The sequence below is a fragment of the Brevundimonas sp. SS2672 genome, from assembly GCF_059579685.1.
Genome location: NZ_CM184201.1, coordinates 910,606 through 937,449 on the forward strand (window position 1 = coordinate 910,606; position 26,844 = coordinate 937,449).

At 68.3% G+C, this 26,844-nt stretch carries 30 protein-coding genes; 22 read left to right on the forward strand and 8 right to left on the reverse strand.

The window, feature by feature from the left end:
• Window positions 1–5: 5 nt before the first annotated feature.
• Window positions 6–425 (reverse strand): VOC family protein, encoded by a 420-nt coding sequence (locus AC52GN_RS04555; protein ID WP_003167383.1) that lies wholly within the window; start codon window positions 423–425, stop codon window positions 6–8.
• A 67-nt stretch (window positions 426–492) separates the two neighbouring features.
• Here AC52GN_RS04555 and AC52GN_RS04560 point away from each other — a divergent pair, with 67 nt between their 5' ends.
• From AC52GN_RS04560 to AC52GN_RS04580, 5 genes are all read left to right on the forward strand, one after another.
• Window positions 493–1,803, forward strand: a complete 1,311-nt coding sequence (locus tag AC52GN_RS04560; protein WP_312218867.1) for a replication-associated recombination protein A — start codon at window positions 493–495, stop codon at window positions 1,801–1,803.
• A gap of 88 nt (window positions 1,804–1,891) precedes the next feature.
• Window positions 1,892–2,332, forward strand: coding sequence for a hypothetical protein (locus AC52GN_RS04565; protein WP_346522207.1), 441 nt, complete (start codon window positions 1,892–1,894; stop codon window positions 2,330–2,332).
• A 72-nt stretch (window positions 2,333–2,404) separates the two neighbouring features.
• Window positions 2,405–2,848, forward strand: coding sequence for a hypothetical protein (locus tag AC52GN_RS04570; RefSeq protein ID WP_496528307.1), 444 nt, complete (start codon window positions 2,405–2,407; stop codon window positions 2,846–2,848).
• A 43-nt stretch (window positions 2,849–2,891) separates the two neighbouring features.
• The gene (locus AC52GN_RS04575) at window positions 2,892–3,617 is read left to right on the forward strand and encodes an RluA family pseudouridine synthase (RefSeq protein WP_496528308.1); all 726 of its coding nucleotides are present in this window, start codon (window positions 2,892–2,894) and stop codon (window positions 3,615–3,617) included.
• A 78-nt stretch (window positions 3,618–3,695) separates the two neighbouring features.
• Window positions 3,696–4,190 (forward strand): CC0125/CC1285 family lipoprotein, encoded by a 495-nt coding sequence (locus tag AC52GN_RS04580; RefSeq protein WP_496528309.1) that lies wholly within the window; start codon window positions 3,696–3,698, stop codon window positions 4,188–4,190.
• Between the two features lie 3 nt (window positions 4,191–4,193).
• Here the strand turns inward: AC52GN_RS04580 and AC52GN_RS04585 are convergent, their stop codons facing one another.
• Window positions 4,194–4,631 carry a DUF2214 family protein gene (locus tag AC52GN_RS04585; protein WP_496528310.1) on the reverse strand — a complete coding sequence of 146 codons (438 nt, stop codon included), beginning with the start codon at window positions 4,629–4,631 and terminating at the stop codon, window positions 4,194–4,196.
• Window positions 4,632–4,674: 43 nt separating this feature from the next.
• Here AC52GN_RS04585 and crcB point away from each other — a divergent pair, with 43 nt between their 5' ends.
• The 8 genes from crcB to AC52GN_RS04625 all read left to right on the forward strand — a co-directional run bounded on the left by crcB (window position 4,675) and on the right by AC52GN_RS04625 (window position 9,854).
• Complete coding sequence (crcB, locus tag AC52GN_RS04590; protein WP_496528311.1) at window positions 4,675–5,073, forward strand: fluoride efflux transporter CrcB; 399 nt, start codon at window positions 4,675–4,677, stop codon at window positions 5,071–5,073.
• Complete coding sequence (locus AC52GN_RS04595; protein WP_291781378.1) at window positions 5,070–6,065, forward strand: RluA family pseudouridine synthase; 996 nt, start codon at window positions 5,070–5,072, stop codon at window positions 6,063–6,065. The genes crcB and AC52GN_RS04595 overlap by 4 nt, the downstream gene beginning before the upstream one ends.
• On the forward strand, window positions 6,062–6,730 hold the full coding sequence (locus tag AC52GN_RS04600) for a tetratricopeptide repeat protein (protein WP_496528312.1): 669 nt from the start codon (window positions 6,062–6,064) through the stop codon (window positions 6,728–6,730). Before AC52GN_RS04595 ends, AC52GN_RS04600 begins: the two co-directional genes overlap by 4 nt.
• Window positions 6,685–7,566: a putative 2OG-Fe(II) oxygenase gene (locus tag AC52GN_RS04605; RefSeq protein WP_496528313.1), complete on the forward strand. Its 882-nt coding sequence runs from the start codon at window positions 6,685–6,687 to the stop codon at window positions 7,564–7,566. The genes AC52GN_RS04600 and AC52GN_RS04605 overlap by 46 nt, the downstream gene beginning before the upstream one ends.
• A gap of 2 nt (window positions 7,567–7,568) precedes the next feature.
• Window positions 7,569–8,255, forward strand: coding sequence for an HAD-IA family hydrolase (locus AC52GN_RS04610; protein ID WP_346487476.1), 687 nt, complete (start codon window positions 7,569–7,571; stop codon window positions 8,253–8,255).
• 9 nt (window positions 8,256–8,264) lie between these two features.
• A complete protein-coding gene (locus AC52GN_RS04615) occupies window positions 8,265–9,026 on the forward strand; it encodes an ATP12 family chaperone protein (RefSeq protein ID WP_496528314.1) in 762 nt (253 codons plus the stop codon).
• A gap of 79 nt (window positions 9,027–9,105) precedes the next feature.
• The gene (locus AC52GN_RS04620) at window positions 9,106–9,555 is read left to right on the forward strand and encodes a hypothetical protein (RefSeq protein WP_496528315.1); all 450 of its coding nucleotides are present in this window, start codon (window positions 9,106–9,108) and stop codon (window positions 9,553–9,555) included.
• Window positions 9,552–9,854: a winged helix-turn-helix domain-containing protein gene (locus tag AC52GN_RS04625; protein ID WP_496528316.1), complete on the forward strand. Its 303-nt coding sequence runs from the start codon at window positions 9,552–9,554 to the stop codon at window positions 9,852–9,854. The genes AC52GN_RS04620 and AC52GN_RS04625 overlap by 4 nt, the downstream gene beginning before the upstream one ends.
• Here the strand turns inward: AC52GN_RS04625 and AC52GN_RS04630 are convergent.
• Window positions 9,844–10,602: a pseudouridine synthase gene (locus AC52GN_RS04630; RefSeq protein WP_496528317.1), complete on the reverse strand. Its 759-nt coding sequence runs from the start codon at window positions 10,600–10,602 to the stop codon at window positions 9,844–9,846. The genes AC52GN_RS04625 and AC52GN_RS04630 overlap by 11 nt on opposite strands.
• Before the next feature lie 304 nt (window positions 10,603–10,906).
• Between AC52GN_RS04630 and AC52GN_RS04635 the strand changes: the two genes are divergently transcribed.
• The gene (locus AC52GN_RS04635) at window positions 10,907–11,398 is read left to right on the forward strand and encodes a hypothetical protein (RefSeq protein ID WP_496528318.1); all 492 of its coding nucleotides are present in this window, start codon (window positions 10,907–10,909) and stop codon (window positions 11,396–11,398) included.
• On the opposite strand, the gene AC52GN_RS04640 is transcribed toward AC52GN_RS04635, so the two are convergent.
• On the reverse strand, window positions 11,395–12,042 hold the full coding sequence (locus tag AC52GN_RS04640) for a DUF938 domain-containing protein (RefSeq protein WP_496528319.1): 648 nt from the start codon (window positions 12,040–12,042) through the stop codon (window positions 11,395–11,397). The genes AC52GN_RS04635 and AC52GN_RS04640 overlap by 4 nt on opposite strands.
• Before the next feature lie 209 nt (window positions 12,043–12,251).
• On the opposite strand from AC52GN_RS04640, the gene AC52GN_RS04645 reads away from it, so the two are divergent.
• On the forward strand, window positions 12,252–14,096 hold the full coding sequence (locus AC52GN_RS04645; RefSeq protein ID WP_496528320.1) for a phosphoenolpyruvate carboxykinase (GTP): 1,845 nt from the start codon (window positions 12,252–12,254) through the stop codon (window positions 14,094–14,096).
• Window positions 14,097–14,148: 52 nt separating this feature from the next.
• Complete coding sequence (locus tag AC52GN_RS04650; protein WP_496528321.1) at window positions 14,149–15,171, forward strand: NAD(P)/FAD-dependent oxidoreductase; 1,023 nt, start codon at window positions 14,149–14,151, stop codon at window positions 15,169–15,171.
• On the opposite strand, the gene AC52GN_RS04655 is transcribed toward AC52GN_RS04650, so the two are convergent.
• Window positions 15,168–15,908, reverse strand: coding sequence for an energy transducer TonB family protein (locus tag AC52GN_RS04655; RefSeq protein WP_343828975.1), 741 nt, complete (start codon window positions 15,906–15,908; stop codon window positions 15,168–15,170). The genes AC52GN_RS04650 and AC52GN_RS04655 overlap by 4 nt on opposite strands.
• 149 nt (window positions 15,909–16,057) lie before the next feature.
• Here AC52GN_RS04655 and AC52GN_RS04660 point away from each other — a divergent pair, with 149 nt between their 5' ends.
• Together AC52GN_RS04660 and spbR are read left to right on the forward strand one after the other, a co-directional pair.
• Window positions 16,058–16,855, forward strand: coding sequence for a transglycosylase SLT domain-containing protein (locus tag AC52GN_RS04660; protein ID WP_346487484.1), 798 nt, complete (start codon window positions 16,058–16,060; stop codon window positions 16,853–16,855).
• Window positions 16,856–16,944: 89 nt separating this feature from the next.
• Window positions 16,945–18,087, forward strand: coding sequence for a SpbR family protein (gene spbR / locus AC52GN_RS04665; protein ID WP_291781413.1), 1,143 nt, complete (start codon window positions 16,945–16,947; stop codon window positions 18,085–18,087).
• A gap of 11 nt (window positions 18,088–18,098) precedes the next feature.
• Here spbR and AC52GN_RS04670 read toward each other — a convergent pair whose 3' ends face one another.
• The 3 genes from AC52GN_RS04670 to AC52GN_RS04680 form a co-directional block, all read right to left on the reverse strand.
• Window positions 18,099–18,569, reverse strand: a complete 471-nt coding sequence (locus AC52GN_RS04670) for an Hpt domain-containing protein (RefSeq protein ID WP_338576040.1) — start codon at window positions 18,567–18,569, stop codon at window positions 18,099–18,101.
• Window positions 18,570–18,646: 77 nt separating this feature from the next.
• Entirely contained in the window at window positions 18,647–19,426 is a 780-nt protein-coding gene (locus AC52GN_RS04675; protein WP_496528322.1) for an NAD kinase, read from the reverse strand.
• A gap of 31 nt (window positions 19,427–19,457) precedes the next feature.
• Window positions 19,458–20,552, reverse strand: coding sequence for a DUF2336 domain-containing protein (locus AC52GN_RS04680; protein WP_496528323.1), 1,095 nt, complete (start codon window positions 20,550–20,552; stop codon window positions 19,458–19,460).
• A gap of 186 nt (window positions 20,553–20,738) precedes the next feature.
• Here AC52GN_RS04680 and AC52GN_RS04685 point away from each other — a divergent pair, with 186 nt between their 5' ends.
• From AC52GN_RS04685 to AC52GN_RS04700, 4 genes are all read left to right on the forward strand, one after another.
• Window positions 20,739–21,497, forward strand: a complete 759-nt coding sequence (locus AC52GN_RS04685; protein WP_453989296.1) for a class II aldolase/adducin family protein — start codon at window positions 20,739–20,741, stop codon at window positions 21,495–21,497.
• A gap of 12 nt (window positions 21,498–21,509) precedes the next feature.
• Window positions 21,510–22,271: a hypothetical protein gene (locus AC52GN_RS04690; protein ID WP_496528324.1), complete on the forward strand. Its 762-nt coding sequence runs from the start codon at window positions 21,510–21,512 to the stop codon at window positions 22,269–22,271.
• A gap of 268 nt (window positions 22,272–22,539) precedes the next feature.
• Window positions 22,540–23,526 carry an efflux RND transporter periplasmic adaptor subunit gene (locus tag AC52GN_RS04695; protein WP_496528325.1) on the forward strand — a complete coding sequence of 329 codons (987 nt, stop codon included), beginning with the start codon at window positions 22,540–22,542 and terminating at the stop codon, window positions 23,524–23,526.
• Window positions 23,526–26,762, forward strand: coding sequence for an efflux RND transporter permease subunit (locus tag AC52GN_RS04700; RefSeq protein WP_496528767.1), 3,237 nt, complete (start codon window positions 23,526–23,528; stop codon window positions 26,760–26,762). Before AC52GN_RS04695 ends, AC52GN_RS04700 begins: the two co-directional genes overlap by 1 nt.
• Window positions 26,763–26,844 lie beyond the last annotated feature (82 nt).

Genomic DNA, 26,844 nt, shown 5'->3' on the forward strand with positions numbered 1-26,844 from the left:
GGGTCTTACCCCTTCTGCGGTCCGCCGATGCTCCACAGGTGGCCGAACGGATCGCGCACCTGGCCGTAGCGGTCGCCCCAGAACTGGTCCTCCAGCGGCATGACCGGAATCGCGCCGTTGACCAGGGCGCGGCCCCACCATTCGTCGGCGTCGTCGACCTGAAGATGCAGACAGACCCCGACCGGCTTTACGTCGGCCTCGCCGGTCCATTCGGGGAATTCGTCGGCCAGCATCAGGCTGCCGCCGTTGATGCGCAGATGGGCGTGCATCAGGCGCTCGCCGTCCTCGGCGGGCATCCGCATGACTTCCTCGGCCCCGAAGGCGCGGGCGTAGAATTCGATCGCTGCGGCGGCCCCACGTGAGGGGATGGTCAGATGGGGCGTCACCCCGCCGCGCGGTCCCTGATCGGGCTTGGGTTCTGTCATGCGATTCCTCCTTGGAGGCGTTGTAGCGGGTGCAGTCGCCCGAACGAACGCCTATCTAGAGCGTTCCATGACTGATTTGTTCGAAGCCTCCGGCATCCATCCTCCCGACGCGCCTCTGGCCGACCGTCTGCGCCCGCAGGCGCTGGACCAGGTGGTAGGCCAGGACCACCTGCTGGGCGAGGGCGGGCCTATCCGCCGCATGATCGAGGCCGGACGCCTCGGCTCCATGATCCTGTGGGGGCCGCCGGGCACGGGCAAGACGACGATCGCCCGCTTGTTGGCGAAGGCGGCCGGCTATGAATACCAGTCGATCAGCGCCGTCTTCTCAGGCGTCGCCGACCTGAAAAAGGCGTTCGAGGCCGCGCGGATGCGTCGGGCGGCGGGTCAGCAGACCCTGCTGTTCGTCGATGAGATCCACCGCTTTAACCGCGCCCAGCAGGATGGCTTCCTGCCCTTCGTTGAGGAGGGGATCGTCACCCTGGTCGGCGCCACGACCGAAAACCCCAGCTTCGAGCTGAACGGCGCCCTGCTGTCGCGCTCGCAGGTCTATGTGCTGAAACGGCTGGACGACGCCTCGCTGGATCTGCTGCTGGACCGGGCCGAGGCGCTGATGGACATGCGCCTGCCGCTGACGCCTGAGGCGCGCCAGGCCATGCTGGCCCTGGCGGACGGCGACGGTCGCTATCTGCTGACCATGTCCGAGGTGCTGTTTGACCTGCAGGATGTCGAACCGCTGGACGTGCAGGCCCTGGCAGGCGTGCTGCAGAAGCGAGCGCCCGCCTACGACAAGTCGCGCGAGGAGCACTACAACCTCATCTCCGCCCTGCATAAGTCGGTGCGTGGGTCGGACCCGGACGCGGCGCTCTACTGGCTGGCGCGGATGCTGAACGGGGGCGAAGACCCCCTCTATCTGGCGCGCCGCATCGTGCGCATGGCGGTCGAGGACATCGGTCAGGCCGACCCCCTGTCCATCCTGGTCGCCAACGCGGCCAAGGACACCTACGACTTCCTCGGCTCGCCTGAGGGGGAGCTGGCGCTGGCGCAGGCCGTGGTCCATCTGGCCACGGCGCCTAAGTCGGTCGGCGTCTACGAGGCGTTCAAGGCGGCGAAGAAGGCGGCGCACGAGACCGGCTCCTTGATGCCGCCGGCTCATATCCGCAACGCCCCCACCAAACTGATGAAGTCGTTGGGCTACGGCAAGGGCTATCAATATGACCCCGACACGCCCGAGGGTTTCTCCGGCGCCGACTTCTTCCCCGACGAAATGGAGCGCCGCACCTTCTACAAGCCCAAGGGCGAGGGCCATGAGGAGAAGGTCAAGGCGCGCCTGGAACGGTGGGCGGCGATGCGGGCGCGGATGCAGGCGGATAAGGCGTAGGGCGAGCACGGCGACGCTCGGTGAACGGTGTTCATTGTCGTGCGCGTCCTTCCGGCGTAGGCTGAACCTCCCAACTGCGGAGGCGGCTATGGTCGATGTTCTGCGGCGTATATCGACGCCCTGGCATGTGTGGCTGGTCGGCGTGCTGTCTTTCCTGTGGAATGCGCTTTTCGTCTGGCAGTGGATGCTGCAGGTGACGGGAGATCCAGCCTACTGGGCCGGGATGACCCCGGCCGAAGCCGCCTACCTTCGCGCCGTGCCGTTATGGACCGATGTTGCGGTCGGGATCGCCTTCTGGGGCGGGCTGCTGGCGGCGGTGCTGCTGCTGTTCCGGCGACGCCAGGCGACGATGCTGTTCGCCATCGCCCTGATCGCCATGCTGGCGGACACGACCTACATCCACTTCATGAGCAATGGGCGCGAGATCATGGGGCCCGTCGGCGTGGCGTTCGGCCTAGTCATCATCGCCGTCCTGGTCGCCCAGACCGCCTATTGCGCCTGGATGGACCGACGCGGCGTGATCGTCTGAAGCAAGGCCGAAGCCCTTGTTGCGGCGGCCTATTTCGGCGTAGTTTTCGCCGCTCAAGGCTCTGGGGGAAGAATGATGGTCGATATTTCGAAGCGCCCGGCGACGCCGTGGCATCTGTGGGCCATCGGTGCGGCGTCAGTGCTCTGGAACGGCGTCGGCGTTTGGCAGTGGTATCAGAAGGTGACGGGCGCGCAGGCCTATTGGAGCGCGCTGACGATGGAGCAGGTCTTCTACCTGCGCTCGGCGCCGTTGTGGACCGACGTGGCCTACGGCGTGGCGGTGTGGTGCGGACTGCTGGGGGCGTTGATGCTGTTGCTGCGACGGAAGCTGGCGTTCAACGCCTTCGTCGCGGGCCTGATCGCCATGCTGGCGCACGCCGTCTATGTGCTGGCGCTGAGCAACGGCCGCGAGGTGTTGGGCGCTGCGGGGCTGGCCTCTGTCGTGGCGGTCGCCGCCGTTTTCATCATCCAGATCGCCTATGCCCACTGGGCGCGCCGCAAGGGCCTGATCCGCTGAGAAGCATGGCGAAGAAGGGCGTGCTCCGCTAAAGGCTCGGCGGGTGAAGACCCGCCAGCCCGTTTCCCTGACCGAAGATGAAATCGCCGCCGTCCGTTCCTGGGTGGTGCATGAAGACGCGCATCTGATCGCCTTCAACAAGCCGTCGGGCCTGTCCAGCCAGGGCGGCCGCATCCAGGCGCATACGCTGGACGACCTGTTGTGGGCCTTCGCCCGCTCGAACGGCAAGCGGCCGGAACTGGTGCATCGACTGGATCGCGACACCTCCGGCGTCATCCTGGCCGCCAAGACCAAGCCTGCCGCCGGCTTCTTCGGCAAGGCGCTGCAGGCCCGCAAATTCCACAAGACCTATCGCGCCCTGATCGCCGCCGCGCCCGAGCCGCGGGCGGGTCAGATCGACGCCCCCCTGCGCCGTCAGGAGATCGGCCGGGAATCCTACATGCGCGTGGTCGAGGTCGGAGCCGAGGGGGCTCAGGCCTCGCAGAGCCGCTATCGCACCCTGGCCGCCAACGAAGAGGGGGCGGTGGTCGAGCTGGAGCCGTTGACCGGGCGGATGCACCAGTTGCGCGTCCACATGGCCCACATCGGTCGGTCCCTGGTCGGCGATGTGCGCTACGGCGGCTCCCTGACCTTCGCCGGGCGCCCGGCGTCGCGCCTGATGCTGCACGCGGCGAAGTTGAGCTTTCCTCACCCGGACGGCGGCCGCCTGACGGTCGAGGCGCCGGAGCCAACGGATTTCCAGGCGCTGCGTGAGGCGGCGGGGCTTTAGGCGCTTCATCCCCTGTTCAGCTTCACAGCGGAACAATCCGGCTCGCCCGTACGCTGTTCGGGCGTGGGAGACACGCGCATGAAACGCCTCGCCATCGTCACGATCGCAGCCTCGGCCCTGGCTCTGACGGCCTGCGCCAGCCTCGCGCCCTATGGCCAACAGATGGGGCCGAACGGGCAGGGCTATTCCGAACAGCAGATCGAACGCGACCGTTTCCGCGTGACCTACAAGGGCGTCGGCGCGCCCGGTCCGGTGGCGGATATGGCGCTGTTCCGCGCGGCCCAGCTGACGACCGAACAGGGCTACGACTGGTTCGAGGTGACGCAGCGCTGGATCGACGGCCGTCCCGACAGCGCGGGCGGCGTACGGCCCAGCGTGTCGGTCGGCGCCGGCACGGGCCGTTACGGCGGTTGGTCCACTTCGGGCGTCGGCGTCGGCCTGGGCTTTGATCTCAGCGGGCCGCAGCCGACCTCGACCACGCTGGAGATCGTCATGGGCCGCGGCCAGCGCCCGGGTCGCCCCGAAGCCTATGACGCGCGTGGCGTGCAGGACGCCATCCGTCCCCGCCTTTAAGGCCTACAACGGCCAGCGCGCCATGGCGGCGGCGAAGGCCAGCAACGGGATCAACAACAGAATCTCCAGCCCGATCGCGCGTCTCGCGGCGGTCAGTTCGGCCTGTGGCGGGACGTAGTCGGGCGCCGTCCGCGCCGCCTTGCGCCATCTCAGGATCGCCAGCGTCGGCCGGATCGAGATCAGGCCGATCAGGGCGAAGGTTGCGATCTTGGCCCAGAAGAAGGGATTGGCTTCATAGAAGGCCCAGCCCTTGCCGCCCATCACCCGTCCGACCCCGACCAGCACGATCAGCAGGGCCGTGACGCCATAGCCCGCATCCAGTCCGGCCAGACGTTTCACCGGCGGTTCCGGCGTCCGCAGCAGCGCCAGCTCCGACGCCAGCATGACGATCAGGCCCAGGAACAGCAGGTGATGCAGGATGGCGAGGACAAGGTCGTGCATGGCGGCCTTCGCAAATGATGTCGGAACAGTATATGCCGCCAGCATGACACGTTTTCTGCTGGTTGCGAGCGGCGGCGCTCTGGGGGCGATGGCGCGCTACGCCCTGGGCCTGACGGTCGGCCGTCTGGCGCCGGGCGCGGCTTGGCCCCAATCTTGGCCATGGGGCACCTTCGGCGCCAATCTGATCGGCGGCCTGTTGATGGGCTTGCTGGCCGGGTGGCTGGCGCTGAAGGCGGGCGCGCACCAGGAGAGCATCCGCCTGTTCGCTGCGGTCGGCGTTCTGGGCGGCTTCACCACCTTCTCGGCCTTCTCGCTGGAGACGGCGCTGATGATCGAACGCCGCGAGATGGCCACGGCCGCCCTCTATGTCGCCGCCTCGGTCGTCCTGGCCGTCGCCGCCCTGTTCCTGGGGCTTCTTATCGCCCGAAAGGCTTTTGCATGACCCGCGAGGTCAAGACTCTCTTTGTCGCCGAGGCCGAGGACGGCATCCGTCTGGACCGTTGGTTCAAGCGCCGCTGGCCGCACCTGTCGCATATCCAGGTGCAGAAGATGGCCCGCAGCGGCCAGATCCGCGTCGACGGCTCGCGGGTGAAGCCCGAGGACCGCCTGACCGCCGGCGCCGCCGTACGCGTGCCGCCGATTCCCGATCCGGTCGAGCGCGTCCCCGGCGAGAAGCCCAAGATCAGCGACCGCGACGCCGCCTACGCCAAGTCGCTGGTCCTGTATGAAGACGACATGGTCATCGCCCTGAACAAGCCGCACGGCCTGGCGGTGCAGGGCGGCACCAAGACGACCAAGCACGTCGACCGCCTGCTGTCGGCCTGGGGCGAGGGGATGGAGCGTCCGCGCCTGGTCCACCGTCTGGACCGCGACACCTCGGGCGTGCTGCTGCTGGGCAAGGGGCCGGAGGCGGCCAAGCGCCTGGCCGGGGCCTTCGCCCGCCGTCAGGCCAAGAAGACCTACTGGGCCATCGTCATCGGCAATCCCAAGCCCTCGGCCGGCCAGATCGACCTGGCGCTGAAGAAGTCAGGCATCAACGACTTCGAGATTATGCGCCCCGCCGATCCCAAGGAGCACGGCGCCGAACCGGCCGAGACGGCCTACGCCACCGTCAGCCGCGCCGCACACCGCGCCGCCTGGATGGCCCTGCGCCCCTTCACCGGACGAACGCACCAACTGCGCGCCCACATGAGCGCCATCGGCCACCCCATCCTGGGCGACCCGAAGTACGGCAACGACCAGTCGAACGAACTGTCCGGCCCGCTGAAGCTGCAGCTTCACGCCCGCCGCATCGAACTGGACCACCCCGGCGGCGGCAAGCTGATCGTCGAGGCTCCCCTCAGTCCCGAGATGAAGGCCGGCTTCAACCACTTCGGCTTCTCCGAGGACGAGGCCGACGAAGACCCCTTCGCGGGTGTGCGGCGGATGCGATGAATACGGGGCCGGCCGTCCAGATGCGTCTTCAGCGCGCCCAGGCGCTGGCTCAGCAAGGCGACTTGGCGGGCGCGCTGGCGGTATTGGAACAGGCGCCGCCAAACGAACGGATCGCCGTTCAGACGTTGCAGGTCGATCTTCTAAAGGCGCTGGACCGCAAGGAAGAGGCCCTGGCGATTCGTCGCGAGCAAGCCGCGCTCGCGCCCCGCAGCGTCGTCGCCCAGCACAATCTGGCGAGCTTGCTCGGCGACACCGGCCGCAACGCCGAGGCTGTCGAGGCGGCGCGCCGGGCCCTGGCCAACGGCGGAGACGCGCCGGAAACATGGCTGGTCCTGGCCCGCGCCCTGTCCGCCTGCTCCCGACATGACGAGGCGGTCGACGCCTATGGTCAGGCCATCAAGCGGCGCCCGGCCTACAGCGATGCGGTGCGGGAACTGGCGCAACTGATCTGGATGCGCGGCGGGACGCGTGAAGCGGCGGCGGCTCCGGTGCTGAAGGCGCTGGAAGGCGCTCCAGGCGATGCCGAACTGCTGACCTGTCTGGCGGTGGTCCTGTTATACGGCGGGGCTGATCCGCGCGAGGCTTGGGACGAACTGACCCGCCGAGCCAGGGAGGGGGCGTGCGAGCGGCGACGGTCGAGGTGGCGGCGAGCAAATTTGCGTTGAAGTTCGATATGGGTGTGGCCCTGGATCACGCGCGCGCCGCAACGCAGCTGGAGCCGGGCGTGATCGAATCCTGGGCCAATCTGGCGGAAGCCCTGATCGCATCGGGCGCTGTCGATGAAGCCCTGGAGATCCTACGCCGGTTGCTGGCGGCTCCGGGCGCGGATCAGAAGGTTCTGGCCCTCCACGCGACGGCGAGCAGGGTGAAGGGAGGGGGCGACCCTCTGGGCCTCGATGACATCAACGGCCTGGTGGGCGCTCTGACCATTGATGCGCCGCCGGGATGGAAGGATCTGTCCGCCTATCTGGCTGACCTGAAGACGGCTCTTTTGGCGCAGCACGCCTATGAAAATCACCCGCTCGGTCAGAGCCTGCGGCACGGGACGCAGACGCCCGTGGACCTGACCCTGGTCGACGATCCGGTCATCCGCGCCTTCTTCATCGCCATTGACGGGCCGATCCGTCGCCATCTGGCCCAGTTGGGGCAGGGGGCGGACCCTGTCCGCAGCCGTAATACAGGAGACTACAGGCTGAACGGCTGCTGGTCCGTGCGGCTGGCGCCGGGCGGGTTCCACGAGCATCACATCCATCCCAAAGGGTGGTATTCCTCGGCCTGCTATATCGAGACTCCGCCGGTCGTTGATGCGGGCGGGCGCGAGGGCTGGCTGGCCCTGGCCCAGCCGCCGTTCCCGACTTCGCCGCCGCTGGAGCCGCTACGCTATGAAAAACCTGAGCCGGGCAAGCTGGTGCTGTTCCCGTCCTGCCTGTGGCACGGCACCGTGCCCTTCGGCGGCGACCAGCCGCGCCTGACCGTGGCCTTCGACATCGTGCCCGTCTGAATATGACCGCTTCCGATGCTCCGCTCGCCGTCTTCGATATCGACGGCACCCTGGTCGACAGCCGCGCCTCGATCCATCGCGCGGCCTGCGAGGCGGCGCAGGTTCTGGGCCTGCCGGAACCGGAATACGATCGCGTGCGCCAGATCGTGGGGTTGAGCCTGCATCACGCCCTGCACGTGCTGGAGCCGTCCTTGACCGACGCCGAACTGGCCGATTTCGTCGCCGCCTTCCAGGCCAGTTTCCGCGCCATGTATGAGGCGGGGCATGAGGAGCCGCTCTATCCCGGCGTGATGGACACCCTGCGGCGCCTGAAGCGCGACGGCTGGCGGCTGTCGCTGGCGACTGGCCAGAACCGGCGCGGCGTGGCCCGCAATCTGGCGCGGCCCGAGTGGAGCGATCTCTTCCTGTCCAGCCATTGCGCCGAGGACGGGCCGGGCAAGCCGGATCCGGCCATGCTGCGCGCCGCCATGAGGACCTGCGGAGCCGACGCCGCCTCGACCGCCATGATCGGCGACACCAGCCACGACATCGCCATGGCGCTGGCGGCGGGCGTGCATCCGCTGGGCGTCGGCTGGGGCTTTCATACGGTGGAGGAGCAGGCGGCTGCGGGCGCGCTTCACATCGCCGCCGATTTTCCCGATCTGGAGGCGGCGCTTGATCGGTTCGCCTCGACCAAGCTGTTCGCCTAGAAGTCCGTCATGACCCATATTCCCCCGCTGGACCCCAACGTCGCCGCCCAGAAGGGCTTTCGTGAATCCGAGGAGCGCATCAAGCGCTTCTGGAAGAGAGCCGGGGTCGAGGCCCGCGACGGCGGCTGGATCGTCCTGCTGGACGGCCGCGCGCCCAAGACGCCCGCCGGCAACGCCATCGTCCTGCCGACCGAGACGGCGGCTCGTCTCGTGGCCGACGAGTGGGACGCTCAGGGCGAGCATCTGACGCCCGCGACCATGCCCGCCACCCGCCTGGCCTCGACCGCCATCGACCGGGTCAGCCAGACGCGTGGTCCCGTGGCCGAGGAAATCGCCCGCTACGCCGGGTCGGACGTGCTCTGCTACCTGGCCGAGACGCCGTCGGGCCTGATGCAACGTCAGCAGGCGGAATGGGGGCCGTGGCGCGACTGGGCCGCGCGCGAACTGGGCGTTGAGCTGCATCCGGTCGAGGGGATCATCCATCGGCCCCAGGCGCCCGAGGCTCTGGCGCGGGTCGAGGCGCTGGCGCTGGAGATGGACGACTTCGCCCTGACCGGGCTGGCGACGGCCGTGCCGCTATTCGGCTCGGCGGTGCTGGGGCTGGCGGTGCAACGCGGGGCGCTGGCGGGCGAGGCGGCGCTGGACCTGTCGCGTCTGGACGAAGCCTTCACCGAGGAGCGCTGGGGCGTGGACGAGGAAGCCGCCGCCCGCACCGCCGCCCACCGCGCCGAAGCGACCCTGCTGCAGCGGTGGTTCGAGGCGCTCAAATAACTTTCCAGGTTGGAAAATTATGGCTTGACGAAGTGGAAAGTCATCTTCATTTTCCTTTCTGGAAAGTGAGGGATGTCCCATGTCAGATACGCATGACGCGAAGGCCGCTCTTGAGCAGATACGCCAGACCCGCGAGCAGGCCTTCTCGAAGATGAACTACTGGCCCTGGTGGTACGACGCCGGTTACGCCTTGGCGTGCGCTCTTCTGGTTGCGGGGCAGGGCTTCTCGACCGCTATCGGGATGGCCTGCGTGGCTGTGGCCATCGCCATCCTGGTGACGATCATGCGGGTCTGGCAGGATCGTACGGGGATCTGGGTGAACGGCTACAGCCCGCGTCGCGCTCGCTGGGCCGCCATCGGCCTCGCGGCGCTCCTGATAGGATTGATGGGTGTCAGCATCTGGTTCGGGCGGGTGCAGGGCGTGGTCTGGGTTCCCTTCGCCAACGGTTTGGCGGCGGCGGTTCTGGGCGTCATCGGTATGAGGGTCTGGATGCGTCTGTATCGTATCGACGTGCGGAGCGTCTCGTGAAGCCGCCGGTCTTCGATACCGTGATCCATGCGCCGGGAAGGCTGCAGATATGCGCCATCCTGTCGGCTGCAGAAGCCGAGTTCGCAATGGTGCGCGACGCGATTCAAGTCTCCGACTCGGTTCTGTCGAAACACGTCAAGACCTTGGAGGAGGCGGGCTACGTCGCTGTCCGCAAGGCGGCGCAAGGCGGGCGGCAGCGCACCTGGCTCAGCCTCACGTCAGCAGGAAGGACGGCCTTCGCATCCCACGTCGCCGAACTGAATCGTCTGGCGGCCATGACGACGTTGGTCAGCCCTTGATCAGAGCCGCGCGTTCGTCCGCCGTCAGCATTCGCCATTTGCCTTCCGGCAGGTCGCCCAGTTTCACCGGACCGATGCGGATGCGGTAGAGGTCGACCACCTCCAGTCCGACCAGTTCGCACATGCGGCGGATCTGGCGGTTGCGGCCCTCGCGCAGGATGAAGCGCAGGCGTTGCGGCTCCATCTGGGTGACGCGGGCGGGCTTCAACTGGCGGCCGTCCAACTCCAGCCCGTGACGAAGTTTCGTCAGCTTGGCCTCGGTCACGGCGCCGGCGACGCGGACCAGATACTCCTTGTCCAGGTCTGACTGCGGGCCAATCACCGCCTTGGCCACCACGCCGTCCGACGACAGCAGCAGCAGGCCCCGTGAATCCTCGTCCAGCCGCCCGACCGGGGGCAGGGAGGCGTCGCGCGCCGGGGCTTCGCCTTCGCCGACCTTGTTGGCGGCGGTCAGCAGACGCACGGCCGGGACCTTGCCCGGCTCGGGCTGGCCCGAGACATAGCCGACCGGCTTGTGCAGCAGGATGGCGACCCCCGCCGCCAGGGCCGCCTCCCCCTTGTCGTTCAGCGACAGGGTCTGGCCGGGTTCGATCTTGCGGCCTGCGTCGCGCACGACCTCCCCGTCGATGCTGACCAGGCCCTCGGCGATCAGCCCCTCGGCTTCGCGGCGCGAGCAGACGCCGGTCTGGCCCAGCCACTTGTTGATGCGGACGGGCTCTGCGCCCTCATAGGTGCGGGTGAAGGCCATGGCCTGACTGACTCTCCGATGCGATGGGCTGTGTAGGGCGGCGTTGCGGGCGGAGGCAAGGTTGCGGTCGTGGCGACGCGATTCAGATTTTCCGCCTCAGCGATGAGTTCACGTTTTCGTCTCCAAGTTGACCTTGAGCATCATAAGCCTATATCAGCAGTCACCCTGATGACTTTGCCGCGTTCGCTTCCGCTCGTTTCGGATTGCGACGTTTGCCGTGTTTGATCCGGTTGCGGCGCGCGGGGCGCGACGTTTTCTCAAGATCGTCCGCGAATATTGATCGATAACCTTCGAAGGAGACATTTTGTACGCTCAACGCAAGACCGCGACCGCCCCTCGTTCCCGCCAATACGGCAACCGCCCCGCGCCCGCTCGCCTGCGCTTCGGCCTGATCATGCGCAAGGGCATGGATTTCGGCGAACTCGGCGACATCGAGACCGCCCTTCGCTTTGAAGGCGTGTCTCTGGCTCCGATCTCGACCGGCGAGGGCAGTCTGGTTTCGGGCGGACTGACGGTTCTGGCCACGGCGACGGCTGACGACATCAGCGGCGGTCGGGTTCAGGGCGTGGTGATTCCCGGCGGCATGGCGGACGAGGCCGGTCTGGTCCAGGTCAAGGCGCTGGTGAACCTCGCCAAGACGCAAGGCTTGCCGGTTCTCGCTTTCGCCGACGGGGTGGCCCTGGCGGCCGACGCCTTTGGTCAGGCCGCCGACGCGCCGGGCGCCGTGTTCCGCGACGGCAAGGTCGCCCTGCTGAACGACCGCGCCGAACTGACGGCGGTGGTCGCCGCCATCTAAACGCGGCGGAAGATCAGGCTCAGGTTGTTGGCGGGCATGGCCCGCCGCAGCGTCAGGGCCAGACCATGCGACCGGGCGAGCGTCTCGACCTCGCCCCGGTCGCGCAGGCCCCAGGCCGGATCACGCGCCTTCAGACTGTCGTCGAAGGCGGCGTTGGATGGGGCCAGCGGGACCTCGGCCTCGCGATAGGGGCCGTACAGATACAAAACGCCGCCGGGGCGCGTCAGCGACCGTTCCGCCAGCCGCATCAGGCCCTCGGTCGCCGCCCACGGGCTGATGTGGATCATGTTGATGCAGACGATGGCGTCCAAGGGGGCGTTCAACGCCTCGCCCGACCAACTCGCCTCATCCAGCATGTCGATCGTCTGTGCGGGCCGCAGGTTCCCTGCATCTGCCGTCGACCGCCAGGCTTCGATGCTGGCGCGGGCCTCCGGACTGGGGTCGCTGGGCGTCCACTGCAGGCCGGGCAGGGCGGCGGCGAAGGCGGCGGCGTGCTGTCCCGATCCGGCGGCGATCTCCAGCACCCGCCCCTGATCGGGCAAATGGGCGCGCAGCACCTCCAGTATGGCCGCGCTGTTGCGCTCGGCCGCGGGCGAGGTCAGGGCGCGGGAAGAACCGCCCGGCGTCGACTTTACAGAATCCATGGTCTTCACGCCGAAGGAGATAACTGTCTGCGACCCTTCTGGCGATTTAAATGTGCTCGTCGGCGGCCTTCCCCGGATAACGGGAGAATGAAACGTGCAGCGGTTGACCTTACGTCCCGTCGGGTTCATTGCCCCCGTAACACAGCGTGATCAGCTTATTGCGTGACGGCGACGACAGATCGCCGCGCGCAGGTTCAGGAGAGCAAGACGTGACTCAATCGATTCCCGGACTCCATCCGGCGCCGACCGAACACAAGGGCCTTGTCGCCTGGGTGGAGCAGATCGCCGCCCTGACCAAGCCGGACCGTGTTCACTGGTGCGACGGATCGGACGCCGAGAAGTCGGCCATCGTCGCCGATCTGATCGCCAAGGGCACGCTGAAGGAACTGGATCAGGCCAAGCGCCCCGGCTGCTACTACGCCGCCTCGGACCCCAAGGACGTGGCCCGCGTCGAGAGCCGCACCTTCATCTGCTCGCAGGACCAGGCTGACGCCGGCCCGACCAACAACTGGTCCGATCCGGTCGAGATGCGCGCCCGCCTGAACGGCCTGTTCGACGGCTGCATGAAGGGCCGCACCATGTATGTGGTGCCGTTCTGCATGGGGCCGCTCGGCTCCAAGATCTCCGCCCTGGGCGTCGAGATCACCGACAGCGGCTATGTCGCCGTGTCGATGGGCGTCATGACCCGCATGGGCAAGGCGGCGCTGGACCTGATGGGCGCTGACGGCGAGTTCGTCCCGGCGGTCCACACCGTGGGCGCCCCGCTGGCGGAAGGCCAGGCTGACGTTCCGTGGCCCTGCAATGACGACAAGTGGATCGTCCAGTTCCCGGAAACGCGCGAAATCTGGTCCTATGGCTCGGGCTACGGCGGCAACGCCCTGCTGGGCAAGAAATGCTACGCCCTGCGCATCGCCTCGGTCATGGCGCGCGACGAAGGATGGCTGGCCGAGCACATGCTGATCCTGAAGCTGACCAGCCCCGAAGGCGTGGTGAAGTATGTCGCCGCCGCCTTCCCTAGCGCCTGCGGCAAGACCAACCTGGCCATGCTGCAACCGGCGCTGGATGGCTGGAAGGCCGAGACGGTCGGCGACGACATCGCCTGGATGCGTTTCGGCGAAGACGGCCGCCTGTACGCCGTGAACCCGGAAGCGGGCTTCTTCGGCGTGGCTCCGGGCACCAGCCGCAACACCAACAAGAACGCGCTCGAGACCCTGACGCGCGACACCATCTTCACCAACGTCGCCCTGACCGCCGACGGCGACGTCTGGTGGGAAGGCCTGACCAAGGACGCGCCGGAAGGCCTGACCAACTGGAAGGGTCAGCCGCACGATCCGGCTTCGGGCGAGCCTGCGGCGCACCCGAACTCGCGCTTCGCCGTGTGGGCCGGTCAGTGCCCGTCCATCGCGCCTGAGTGGGAAGACCCGGCGGGCGTGCCGATCGACGCCATCTTGTTCGGCGGTCGTCGCGCCTCGGCCGTGCCGCTGGTGACGGAAGCCTTCGACTGGGAGCACGGCGTCTTCATGGGCTCGACCGTGGCCTCCGAAGGCACCGCCGCCGCCGAGAACAAGGTCGGAGAGCTGCGCCGCGATCCCTTCGCCATGCTGCCGTTCTGCGGCTACAACATGGGCGACTATTTCGGCCACTGGCTGAAGATGGGCGAGAAGGCCGATGCGTCCAAGCTGCCGCGCCTGTTCTTCGTCAACTGGTTCCGCAAGAACGACGAAGGCAAGTTCGTCTGGCCGGGCTTCGGCGACAACGCCCGCGTGCTGAAGTGGATCGTGGAGCGTCTGGAAGGCCAGGCCGAGGCGGTGGACACACCGGTCGGCCGCGTGCCGTCCAAGGCCGCGCTGGACCTGTCGGGCCTGACGCTGACCGACGCCGATCTGCAGATCCTGCTGGACGTCGACGCCGACGTCTGGACCGAGGAAGCCGCCCTGATCCCGGCCTTCTACGAGAAGTTCGGCGATCGCCTGCCCAAGGCTCTGTGGGGCCAGCACGCCGCCCTGACCAAGCGTCTGGAAGAGGCGCGCGCGGCCAAGCTGGCGGCTGAGTAAAAGACCGTCCTCAACGGTTGAAATCGGGGCGCGGGAGGTCGAAGGACTTTCCGTGCCCCTTTCTAATTCTTCCGAACCTTTCTTCGACGCCATTGTCATCGGCGCGGGCGCGCTGGGCCTGTGCGCGGCGGCGGAGCTGAGACGACGCGGACGCCGCGTGGCGGTGATCGATCCGGGCGGCGTCAACGCCTCGGCCGTGGCGGCGGGCATGATCGCGCCCGCCATGGAATGCGCCATCGACGATCTGTCGCCCGAGGCGGCTGGGGTGCTGCGTCGTGCGCGCGATCTGTGGCCGGCCTTCGCCGAAGCGACGGGCGTGCGCCTGTATGGCGATGTGGCTGAATGGCGCGGCGGAAACGTCGCCGAACTGGCGGCGCGGATGGCGGCTCTGGGCTTTCAGCATCAGTACGACGCCGCCTCGGCCCGTCTGACGACGCCCGAGGACGCCAAGGTCGATCCGCCTCAGGCGCTGGCGGCTCTGGCGCAGGAACTGACGGTGATCGAGGCGCGGGCGCTGCGCATGGCTCCGGACGGGCCGGGCTGGCGGGTCGAGACGACGGCGGGCGCCGTGCGCGCGGAGCATCTGATTCTGGCCACCGGCGCTGATCCGGCTGTGGACGGCCTGCCGCCCGAAGCGCAGGCGGCTGTCGCCTGCATCACTCCCATTCGCGGTCAGATCGGTTTGGTGAAGGAGAAACTGGTCGATCATGTCGTGCGCGGGCCCGGCGCCTATGTCGCGCCGATGGGCGAGGGCGCCGTGATCGGGGCGACGATGGAGCCAGGCGAACGCTCCTTGATCCCCGATGCCGCGCGTTGCGAGGCTATGCTCGCCGCCGCCTGGGCCGTGCTGGATGAAGCGCCGCGCCCGCTGGGTATCGACTGGCGCGCAGGGGTACGGGGGACGACGCCTGACGGCTTGCCGATGGCGGGGCGGGTCGCGCCGGGCGTCCATGTCGCCCTGGGGTCGCGCCGCAACGGCTGGTTGCTGGGGCCGCTGATCGGGGCCGTCGTCGCCGATGCGACAGAGGGTCGGCCCGTCGCCGAGCCGGCCCTCCATCCTTCACGGTTCCTTTAGTCCGCCGGCGGGGTGAAGCGGATCGCCATGGTGACGCGGGCGCCGTCGACCGCCTGACCGTCCACCGTGCGCGGGCTGAGGCGGAAGTAGCGGCTCAGGCTCACCGCCGCCCGGCCGAACCCCTGATTGCCAGGCGTTTCTGATGTGACCGAACAGCCCGTCAGGCTGCCGTCCACCCGCACCAGGCAGGACAGTTCCGCCACCCCGCCGATGCCGCGCGCCTCGGCCGAAGAAGGGTAGGCGCGCATCAGCTGATCCGCCGTCGGCCTGCGCACCCAGTCGGGCTGGGTGATGACCGGGGCGGGCTTCGGCGGCTCAGGCGTCACCGTGGTTCCAGCGGCCGGTTCGGCGGCAGGCTCAGTCAGGTTGATGACCGGTCCGGCGTCGTGGCTGACGACGGGAGCGACCGGGACCTCCAGCGGAGCGACGTCGCTGGGCGTGACCTGCGTCGGTCGGTGGATCGGCGGCGTCGGCGCGGGCGAGGCCTTGGGCGGCGTCTCCGGCTTGGGCGGCGAGGGCGGCCGGATCAGATCGATGATCGTGGGCTGCGGCTCCGTCGGCGCGGGCGGAACGTCCGCCAGTTCGAACCGCTGCTGATACAGCCAGACGCCGGCGCCGACGTGGACCAGGGCCGAAGCTGTGATCATCGCCCACACCCATCGGGGCAGGGGCTTCTTGCGTTGTTGGAAGTCGAGGGGGCTGACCACGCCGTGGCCGCCGGCGATACGCATCATCATGACTTACGCGCCTCCTGTCGCAGGCCCTCCCCAGCACCCACGGAACAGAGTTCGCGCTTTGCTTGCGGCCTTATTGTGGCGCTTTGAATTGTTAACGGCGAAGCTGGGATGTTAAGGTTTGGTTTACCTAGGTTAGCGACCGTTCACACATGACCGTGAAAGCGATTCCATCATCCGGCGGCGTGGAGGCGGCCATTCGGCGCGCCTCGACCTCGACCGGCGTGGATTTCGACTTTCTGATGAAGACCGCGCGCCGCGAAAGCGCGATGAACCCCAATGCGCGCGCGCCGACCTCCTCGGCCTCGGGCCTGTTCCAGTTCATCGAACAGACCTGGCTGGGCACGGTGAAGCGGCATGGCGCCAAGCACGGCTACGGCCAGTATGCGGACCTGATCTACCAGGGCGGGGACGGACGCTGGCAGGTGCGGGGCTCGGCGCGCAATGTGGTGCTGGACCTGCGTTTCGACCCCCATGCGGCCTCGACCATGGCGGCCGAGTTGACGGCCTCCAACGCCGCCTATCTGCGCGGCCGCACTGGGCGCGAGCCGGGGGCGGGCGACCTTTACGCCGCCCACTTCCTGGGCCCGGCGGGCGCGGCCAAGCTGCTGGAGGCGGTGCAGTCGCGACCCCAGTCCAGCGCGGCGGCTCTATTTCCCGAAGCGGCCTCGGCCAACCGATCCATCTTCTACCGCAACGGTCGACCGGCGACGGCGGCCGAGGTTCACGCCAACCTGCAGCGCACGGCGGGCGAGGCCTTCCCGGCGTCCGGAGTCGGTGCGGGCAAGGCGGTTCCGGAACTCAGCGAGAAGGATCGGATGCTGGCCGCGCGTCTGGACCGGCTGAAGCAGGATCAGAGTCTTCTGGCGCTTCTGCTGGGCCAGGACGGGCAGGGATCGGGCGGCGGATTCGGCGGGGCCTTCGCTCCGCCTGCGGACAAGGTGGCGTGACCACGCTTTCGCCTTATTCCTAAGAGAGCGTTAACTATGTAACGCTAGGGGTGACGATTGATTCCTCGCTGACCCTGAGCCTCCGAGCCATGACCGCCTACCGCGCCAGACTGACGGAAAGCGACATCCGGCGCCTGATCAAGTCTGATCTGGAGGACGAGCGCGCGGCCGCCGCTCACAAGCTGTGCCGCAGCATCGACCGGATGCCGCTGGACGATGCGGGGCGCGAGGCGGCGCAGAAGATCCTGGGCGTGCTGACGGCGGATGCGGCGGAACTGGTGCGTCGGGCCGTGGCGGTGACGCTCAAGGCTTCGGACATCATGCCGCGTGAGGCGGCGCGCCGGCTGGCGGGCGACGTGGACAGCGTGGCCCTGCCCATCATCAACAGCTGCCCGGCCTTCACGGACGACGACCTGATCGAGATCGTGCGCGCCGGAACGGCGCTGCGCCAGGTGGCGGTGGCGTCCCGCCCGCGCGTGCCGCGTGACGTGGCGACGGTCCTGGCTGCAGAAGGCAAGCAGGAGGCGGTCGCCGCCTTGGCCGCCAATGACAACGCCGACCTGTCCGAGGCCGCTCTGGGCGTCGCCCTGGATCGATTCAGTGACGCCCCCGAGGTGATATCGGCCCTGGCCTATCGCCAGGTCCTGCCGCTGTCGGTGACCGAGCGGCTGGTGGTCCTGGCCAGCGAGGCGGTACGCGAGCATCTGATCACCCGCCACGCCCTGGCGCCCGAGACCGCCATACAGTTCGCCGATTTCGCGCGGGAGCGGGCGACGATCGACCTGGTGGATCAGGCGCGGACGACCGACGATCTGCCCGCCTTCGTGGCCGGGCTGAACAGTCGTCGGGTGTTGACGCCGTCGCTGCTGCTGCGGGCGCTGGCGCGCGGCCAGATCGGTCTGTTCGAACACGCCTTGGCCGAACTGGCGGGCACGCCGCACCATCGCGCCTGGCTGATGGTGCATGACGCAGGGCCTCTGGGGCTGAAGGCCATCTATGACCGCGCGGGAATGCCGCCGCGCCTGTTCCAGGCGTTTCGCGCCGGGGTCGACACCTGGCGGACGCTGCAGGCCGAGGGCGGCGACACCGGCAGCGCCGCCTTCCGCCAGCGGATGCTGGAGCGCTTCCTCAGCCAGCGTCCGGACGCGGCGCGCGAAGACCTGGCCTATCTGCTGGAACGGCTGGACCGCCCGGCCGGCGACGATTGGCGTGGGGCCGTCAGCGCGGCCTGAGCCGCGCCCCCTTAGCCCAGGTGTTCCGCCGCGCGAGCTTCCAGGGTCTCGGCCAGGTCGCGGCCGACCGGATGGTCGTCAGTCTGGATCTTGTCGCGCACCACGGCCTTGATGGCGTCGATATGGGCGTCGACCACGGCCAGCGGGGCCTGCATCCGCTTGTCGGCGTCGTCGAGCATCCGGCACAGGGAGGCGGCGATGCGCGTGACCAGCGGATATTCGTAGGTGGTTCCCAGCCCCTTGAGATCATGAGCGCGGAAATACAGGGCCTCGGCCGTTTCGGGGCTGTAGCCTTGGTTGCGGATGTCGGCCTGGGCCTTGTCGAGCTTGGCCACCTCATCGTTCAGCCACTGGCCGAACTGGGCCGACATGGCCTTCAGAGCCTCTTCGGCCCTGGCGATCGCGCTGGCGTCAATGCCGCCGAATCCGCCGCCGACCTTGGCGCGCAGGGGGTTGGGCGGGCGGATGACTTGGTTGGTCACGAGATGACTCCTCAACAGCAAACGCCAGTCTGTCGCACAGAGGCTTAAAATCCGGTGACAACGCCTATCGGCGCGGCTCAGGCCGCGAACTGTTCGGCCATGACCCGTTCTTCATAGGAGCGGCCCGCATCGAACAGCATCGCCAGGGTGATGTCGCGTCGCTCGCGCACCTCCACGCGCGAGACGCGGCGCACCTCGAAATTGTCGGCGGTGGCGCTGACCGGCCGCTTGTCCGGCTCCAGCACGTCGAACCGCACCCGCGCCGTGTGCGACAGCAGGGCGCCGCGCCAGCGCCGGGGCCGGAAGGCGCTGATCGGCGTCAGCGCCAGGCTGGGCGCGTCCAGGGGAATGATCGGCCCGTGCGCCGACAGGTTGTAGGCGGTCGAACCCGCCGGCGTCGCCACCAGGCAGCCGTCGCAGGTCAGTTCCTCCAGCCGCACCTTGTCATTGATGCTGATGCGCAGCTTTGCGCTCTGGCGCGTCTGGCGCAGCAGGGAGACCTCATTGATCGCCAGGCCGCTGTGGACCTGGCCGCTCTCGACCCAGGCGTCCATCTGCAGGGGGTGAAGCACGGTGCGATCGGCCTGGGCCAGCCGATCCAGCAGGTCGTCTTCCTCATAGTCGTTCATCAGGAAACCGACCGAGCCGCGATTCATCCCATAGACGGGGGTGCGCAGCTGCAGGTTGTTGTGCAGCGTCTCCAGCATGAAGCCGTCGCCGCCCAGGGCGACGATCACCTCCGCCTCGGCGGCTGGAACAGAACCATAGCGTTCGCTCAACCGTTTGCGGGCGGCCTCGGCCTCGGGCCGGTCGCTGGCGACAAAGGTGATGGCGGTGGGCTGGAAGGACTGAGTCACGGCGCTACGCAAGCGGAGCGGAGGCCCGCTGTCAAACCGACGGCCCGTCTTCGGGCGCGGTCAGCAGGCGAAATTCATAGGCGGCCTGGGTCGCCGAGCGTTCGGCCGGACGCCAGGCTTCGCCGTCGGGGTCATGCGGCAGGCCATGATTCAGCTGGCGAACCTCGCGCAGCAGGGCGGGGAAGGCGGCGCGGTCCAGGCCCGCCGCGGCGCAGGCCAGGAACAGGGGCCGGGCGCTGTCGCCGCGCAGGGCGCGCCGCAGGGCCTCTGTTTCCAGTCGGCTCAGCCGGGCCAGGGCGTGGATGAACAGGTCCAGCTTCTCCTCCCTCAGCGCCCGCATCAGGGTGGAGGGGCGCAACTGTCCCGCCGCATGCAGCTTGGCGGCCAAACGGGCGGCCGCCCCGTCCGGGGTGATCCCGGCCGCTTCCTGGGCGGCGGCGGCGACCGCCGTCGCGAGAGCCGAGGCGTCCAGGCTGAAGCGCTGGGATATGGCCTGTCTCAAGGCGTCGCCGACCCAGGCGTAGAGCCGCAGGGCCTGATCCTCGCTCAACTGAGGATGGCGCGTCAGCGGCGCGCGCAGGGCGGCGATGGAGCGCGCCTTGTCCACCAGGCGGGTCATGTCCTGCGCCTCCAGCCGCGCGGTCCGGTTGACGGCAAGAGCGGTCATGACGGCGGGTTCGCCGCGATCCAGGATGACGCGCGCCGGTCCGGGTCCCAGGTCCGGCCGCAAAGCCACCTGAACCTGATGCTCCAGCGAGGCGTCCTGCAGCAGAGCCAGAAGATCGGCGTCCAGCAGCAGGGGGCTGGCGGCGATCACCGGGCGGGCGATTTCGATTGCGTCGGCGGCGAGCAGGCGCATCAGATCCGCCGGCGCCCAGGCGGCGTCGGCCAACCGCTCGGCCAGGACGCGCCGGATGTCCTGCTCGGCCGCGCGGACCATGGCGATGAACACCTCGGTCAGGGCTGCCGGCGCGTCCGCCTGACCGCCGACCGAATGGTAGAGATCAGCCACGCCCAGCAGCAGGCGCTGTCGCTCCTGTGGCGGGCGTCCGGCGGCCAGGTCGATCAGTTGATGAAGGCTGGCCAGCGGCAGGGGATCGCCGGATCGGGACGATGCGAACGCCACGATTGAGTCCACGGAACATCCCCCGATGATGCGGCCGCGCCGCGCAGCAGGCAGTGTTCGCTCGCGTCGATGAAAACAGGGTTAACCAAGTCTTCCGTTTTCGGTCCCCTCACGGCGTTCGGCGACTTGACGCAGGGCGGAGGCGGAGAGAGGTTTCACCTGAACGTTGATAAGGGGAGAAGGCCGATGACGGACGCAACCTCGCTGAAGTCCCAGGTGTCCGAGGCGGAGTGGAAGGCGCGGGTCGAACTGGCGGCTCTCTATCGTCTGGTGGCGCTCCACGGGTGGGACGACATGATCTTCACCCATGTCTCGGCCCGCGTGCCGGGACCGGAGCATCACTTTCTGATTAATCCCTACGGCTGGTATTTCGATGAAATTACAGCATCTTCCCTGGTAAAGGTCGATCTGGACGGCAATGTCGTTCAGGACACGACCAGCTTCATCAATCCGGCGGGTTTCACCATCCATTCGGCGGTCCATGCGGCCCGCGAAGAGGCGCATTTCGTCATCCATCTGCACACGGTGAACGGCGTCGGCGTCGCGGCCCAGAAGGAGGGCCTTCTGCCGATCAGCCAGAACGCCTGCCTGTTGCAGCACCAGGTCGCCTATCACGGCTATGAGGGACTGGCGCTGAATCATGACGAGCGCGAGCGCCTGGTGGCGGACCTGGGCGACAAGCCGTTGATGCTGCTGCGCAATCACGGAACGCTGGCGGTCGGAAGCACGGCGGCCGAGGCCTGGATCGGCATCTTCTTCCTGGAGCGCGCCTGCGCCCAGCAGGTCGCGGCCCTGTCTGCGGGGCGCGACAATGTCCTGATCGCGCCCGACCCGGCGCAGGCCGAGACCAGGGAGCAGGGCCGGGGCATCGGCTTCGTCTCGTCCCTGGCCTGGCCCGGCGCCCTTCGCCAGTTGCAGCGAAGATCGCCCGGCTACGACGTCTAGGAAGGACGGGCCGTGCGGGGGAGAGGAAGCATCGGCCTTCTGGCCGGCCTGGCGGCGCTGGCCTCGACTCACGTGGCGCAGGCCGGCGCCTGGAGCCCGCTGAAGGGGCAGGGCGAGGTCATCGTCAAATACGAGAACATCCGCGCGGAAGAGTTCTACGCCGCCGACGGGGACCGGGTCGACCTGCCCGGCGGCCGCCGGGATATCGTGGCCAGCGTGTTTGTCGAATATGGACTGACGGATCGTCTCACCCTGCAGGCCAAGGGCGAATGGCAGGACGGCCGCGATGAGTTCCTCGATTATCAGGGGCTGGGTCCGATCGAACTGGGCGTGCGCTGGCAGGCCTACCGTGATGATCGCAACGTCGCCGCCGTCTATGTGGGCTATGCGGAGGGCGGAGCGGGACGCAACGCCGGCTACGCCCCGCCCGGCGCGGGCGACAGCGACTGGGAGGTCCGGTTGCTGGCGGGGCGGTCCTTCGAGCGCGCCTTCGTCGACCTCCAGGCGGCGCGCCGCTGGCGCGACGGCTTGCCGGACGAGGTTCGCGCGGACGCGACGGCCGGGGTGCACATCAATCGCGACTGGATGGTGATGGTCCAGGCCTTCGGCGGGGCGGCGGATGGCGACGGCGGGGCGCGCTGGCTGTCGCTGGAAGGTTCGGTGGTGCGCCAATTCGGGGACTGGCGGCTGCAGGCGGGGTGGCGCCACGCGGCGGCCGGGCGTGAAATTCCTGCGGGCAGAGGGCCCGTCATCGGAATCTGGCGTCGATTTTAATCCGGAATTCCGCGACGGAATCCGAGGTTCCTCACGTTACAGATACGTTATTTGCGTAATGGCGGTGAGCCGTTAAGCGGGGGCGCTTGTTGTCGGGGAGACTGCGTCGCGTGTTCAAACGCCATTTTTTCATTATCGGCGCGGCCTGCTTATTGGGGCTGATGGTCGTGGCGGCGGTCGTCAGGATCGCTTTCAGCGGCGGCGACGCAGCCCATCAGCGCGGTCCGGGGGACCCGGCGCCGGGCGCGGCCAGTTGGTGGCCGAGGTCGTGGCGCAGCGGCGAGAGTTCGCTGATCAGATTCGCGTGCTGGGCGTCGCCCGCAGCCGTCGTTCGGTCAACATCACCTCCAACACGACCGAACTGGTGACCCAGGTCATGTTCACCGACGGTCAGTCGGTGGCGGCGGGGGCGCCCCTGGTCGAACTGCAGGCGCGCGAGGAAGACGCCGACCTGATCCGGGCGCGCGCCCAGCTGGAGAACGCTCAGCGCGAGTACGACCGTTATCGCATCCTGGCCGAGCGCGGCGTGGCGCCGCGCGTCATGGCCGAAACGGCCGAAACGGCGCTGAAGACCGCCCAGGCCGCCCTGGCGGCGTCGGAGGCCCGTCGCGGCGACCGCATCCTGCGCGCGCCCTTCGCCGGCGTTCTGGGCCTGACCTCGGTCACGCCGGGGACGCTGATCTCGCCGGGTTCGGTCATCACCACCCTAGACGACATGAGCGGCGTGCGCGTCGATTTCCCGCTGCCGGAGCGTTATCTCGGGGTCCTGCCGGTCGGCGCGCCGCTTACGGCGACCACGGACGCCTTCCCCGGTGAAGAGGTCAACGGCCGCATCTCCCTGTTGGATACGCGGGTCAATGAACAGACCCGCGCCGTCATCGCCCGTGCCGAGTTCCCCAACCCCGGCAATCGCATCCGCCCTGGCATGATGATGCGCGTCGCCGTGCACCAGGGCCGTCGCCAGAGCCTGGCCGTGCCCGAAGCGGCCGTTCAGTATGAAGGCCAGGGCGCCTTCGTCTATCGCATCGCGCGCGGCGAGACGGGCGCGACCGCCCAGCGGGTCGAGGTTCAGACGGGCGCCGTCGAAAGCGGCTATGTCGAGATCGTCTCGGGCCTGGCCAACAACGATCGGATCGTCGCTTCGGGTCTGAACCGCATCCAGCCCGGCGCGCCCATCAGCGTCGAGGGTGAAAACGCCCAAGGCCGTGCTCAAACGAAGGGCGGCGCCCGCGCGACGCAGGCGGCCCGCCCATGATGCTGTCTGATGTTTCGGTCCGGCGCCCCGTCTTCGCGGCGGTGGCGGCGATCGTTCTGTGCGTCATCGGCCTGGCGGCTTTCTTCTTCCTGCCGGTGCGCGAATTGCCGGACGTGGACCCGCCGATCGTCTCGGTCAGCACCAGCTACGCCGGCGCCTCCGCCGAGGTGATCGAGAGCCGGATCACCGAGCCGATCGAGCAGCAGATCGCCGGCATCCAGGGCGTCCAGCGCATCAACTCGACCAGCCGCGACGGCCGGTCCAACGTCAACATCGAGTTCTCGCTGGACCGCAACATCGACGATGCGGCCAATGACGTGCGCGACCGCATCTCGCGCGTGCTGGGCCGCCTGCCGGACCAGGCGGATCCGCCGGAAGTGGCCAAGGCTGATTCCGACAGCCAGCCCATCCTCATCATGTTCCTGCGCTCCACCACCATGGACCGGCTGGAGCTGACCGACTACGCCCGTCGGTATCTGGTCGACCGCTTCGCCACCGTGCCGGGCGTGGCCCAGGTCAACATCTTCGGCGAGCAACGCTACGCCATGCGGATCTGGCTGGACGCCGGCGCCATGGCGGCGCGTGGCCTGACCGTCACGGACGTCGAGAGCGCCCTCAACAACCAGAACGTCGAACTGCCCGCCGGCTCGCTGGAGTCGGCTCAGAAGGACTATACGGTCCGAGTCGCCCGAAACTACGCCGATCCTGCGGACTTCGCCCAACTGCCGATCGGCACGCGCGGTTCGGCCTCGACGGCCACGGGAGCCCAGGCGTCGGGCACCCTGGGCGCGGCGTCGGCGGCCATGACCAACGGGGTCACCGGCGCCCTGATCGGCAACGCCGCCTATGTCACCCGGCTGGGCGACATCGCCCGGATCGAGGAGGCGCCCGCCGAGGCGCGTCGCCTGTTCCGCGGCAACGGCATCGACCAGATCGGCTTGGCCATCACCCGCCAGGCCCAGTCGAACGACCTGCAGATATCCGAAGGCGCGCGCGCCCTGATCGAAGAGGTCCGCCACAGCCTGCCGCCCGGCACGACGCTGGAAGTCGGCTCGGATAACTCTGTCTTCACCTCTCACGCCATCGATGAGGTGTGGATCACCATCGGCATCTCGATGGCGCTGGTGGCCCTGGTCAACTTCATCTTCCTGGGCAGCCTGAGGGCGGCGATCATCCCCTCGGTGGTGGCGCCCATCTGCCTGCTGGCGACCTTCATCGTTCTGGCTCCGCTGGGTTTCTCGCTGAACCTGCTGACCCTGTTGGCCCTGGTTCTGGCCATCGGCCTGGTCGTCGACGACGCCATCGTCGTCGTCGAGAACATCCAGCGCCGTCTGGACCACGGCGAGCCGCCGCTGGTGGCGGCCGAGCGTGGGGCGCGCCAGGTCTTCTTCGCCGTCGTGGCCACCACCATCGTCCTGCTGTCGGTGTTCGCGCCCCTGCTGTTCCTGCCGGGCTATGTCGGCCGCCTGTTCGTCGAACTGGCGGCGGCCATTGCGGCGGCCGTGGCCTTCTCCGCCTTCCTGGCGCTGAGCCTGTCGCCCATGCTGGCGTCCAAGATCCTGAAGCCGGCCCAGACCGGCGGCTGGCTGGCCCGTCGCGTCGATGCGGCCATGGAGATGCTGAAGCGGTCCTACGCCGCATCGCTGGACGCCCTGCTGGGACGGCGCATCGCCATTGTCGGCGTCGGCGCCCTGATCGTGCTGGTGGCGGCCGGGGCCGGGGGGATCTTCCTGCACCTGCCCAATGAACTGGTGCCGAGCGAGGACCGGGGCCGTGTCGGCATCCGGGTCAGCGGGCCTGAGGGCACGGGCTTCGACTACACGCGTCAGATCATGTTGGGCCTGGAGCCGATCCTGGCGGAGTACCGCGAAAACGGCGAGGTCGATTCCTTCCTGATCTCGGCGCCGGGTTTCGGCGGCGGCAGCTTCAACTCGGGCAACGCCAGCCTGACCCTGGTCGACTGGTCCAAGCGCGAACGCTCGGCCGATCAGATCGCCCAGGAGATCAACGTCAAGCTGCGCAATCAGACCGGCGCCCAGGTCAACGCCTCGACGCCCGGCGCCTTCCAGCGCGGCGGCGGCAACTCCAACTCGATCGACATGATCGTCACGGGGTCGGAGTACGCCGCCATCTACAACTGGCTGCAGCCGATCCTGGCGGCGGCGCAGGAGAATCCAGGCTTCTCGCGTCCGCGCCTGAACTATGAACCGAACGCTCCGCGCCTGCTGGTCGACGTCGATCCGCAGAAGGCGGCGGCCCTGGGCGTCTCGACCCAACAGATCGGTCGTACGCTGGAGACCATGTTCGGCTCGCGCCGCGCCACGACCTACATCAAGGGCGGCCAGGAATATGACGTCATCCTGCAGACCGACCGCGACAACCGACGCGAGGTCACCGACCTGGAGGCGCTCTACGTCTCGACCGGCACGGCCCAACTGGTGCCGCTGTCGGCGGTGGTCACGACCAAGACCTCGGGCGACACGCCCGACCGTCGCCGTCTGGATCGCCAGCGGGCCATCACCCTTCAGGCCGACCTGAACCCCGGCACCACCATCGACGACGCCGTTCAGTTCCTGATGGCCGAGGTCGCCAAACAGCCCCAGGGCGTGACCAACATCCGCTGGGGCGGCGCCGCCCGCGACCAGCAGGAGGCGGGCAGCGCCGTGGGCTGGGCCTTCGCCTTGGCCCTGTTGCTGGTCTTCCTGGTGCTGGCGGCCCAGTTCGAGAGCTGGATCACGCCGGCGGTCATCATGCTGACCGTGCCTCTGGCGGCGGCGGGGGGGCTGTTCGGCCTGCTGATGGCGGGCTCCAGCCTGAACATCTACAGCCAGATCGGCCTGATCATCCTGATCGGGGTCGCGGCCAAGAACGGCATCCTGATCGTGGAGTTCGCCAACCAGCTGCGCGACCAGGGGCGGACCATCCGCGAGGCCATCATCGAGTCCTCGTCGCTGCGTCTGCGCCCGATCATCATGACCTCGATCGCCACCGCCTTCGGCGCCCTGCCGCTGGTGCTGTGGCAAGGCGCGGGCGCGGGCAGCCGTCAGACCATCGGCGTGGTGATCTTCACCGGCGCCATGTTCGCGACGGTTCTGACCCTGTTCGTGGTGCCGGTGATCTACGGCGTGCTGGCGCGCTTCACCAAGTCGCCCGAATACACCGCCCGCAAGATCGAGGAGTGGGAGGCCCAGGAGAAACGCGACGGCCTGGAGCCGGATATGAGCCCGGCGGAGTAGTTTCCTTCTCCCCTTGTGGGAGAAGGTGGCTGCCGAAGGCAGACGGATGAGGGGTCTTGCGACCTCAGATGAAGGGGCGCGC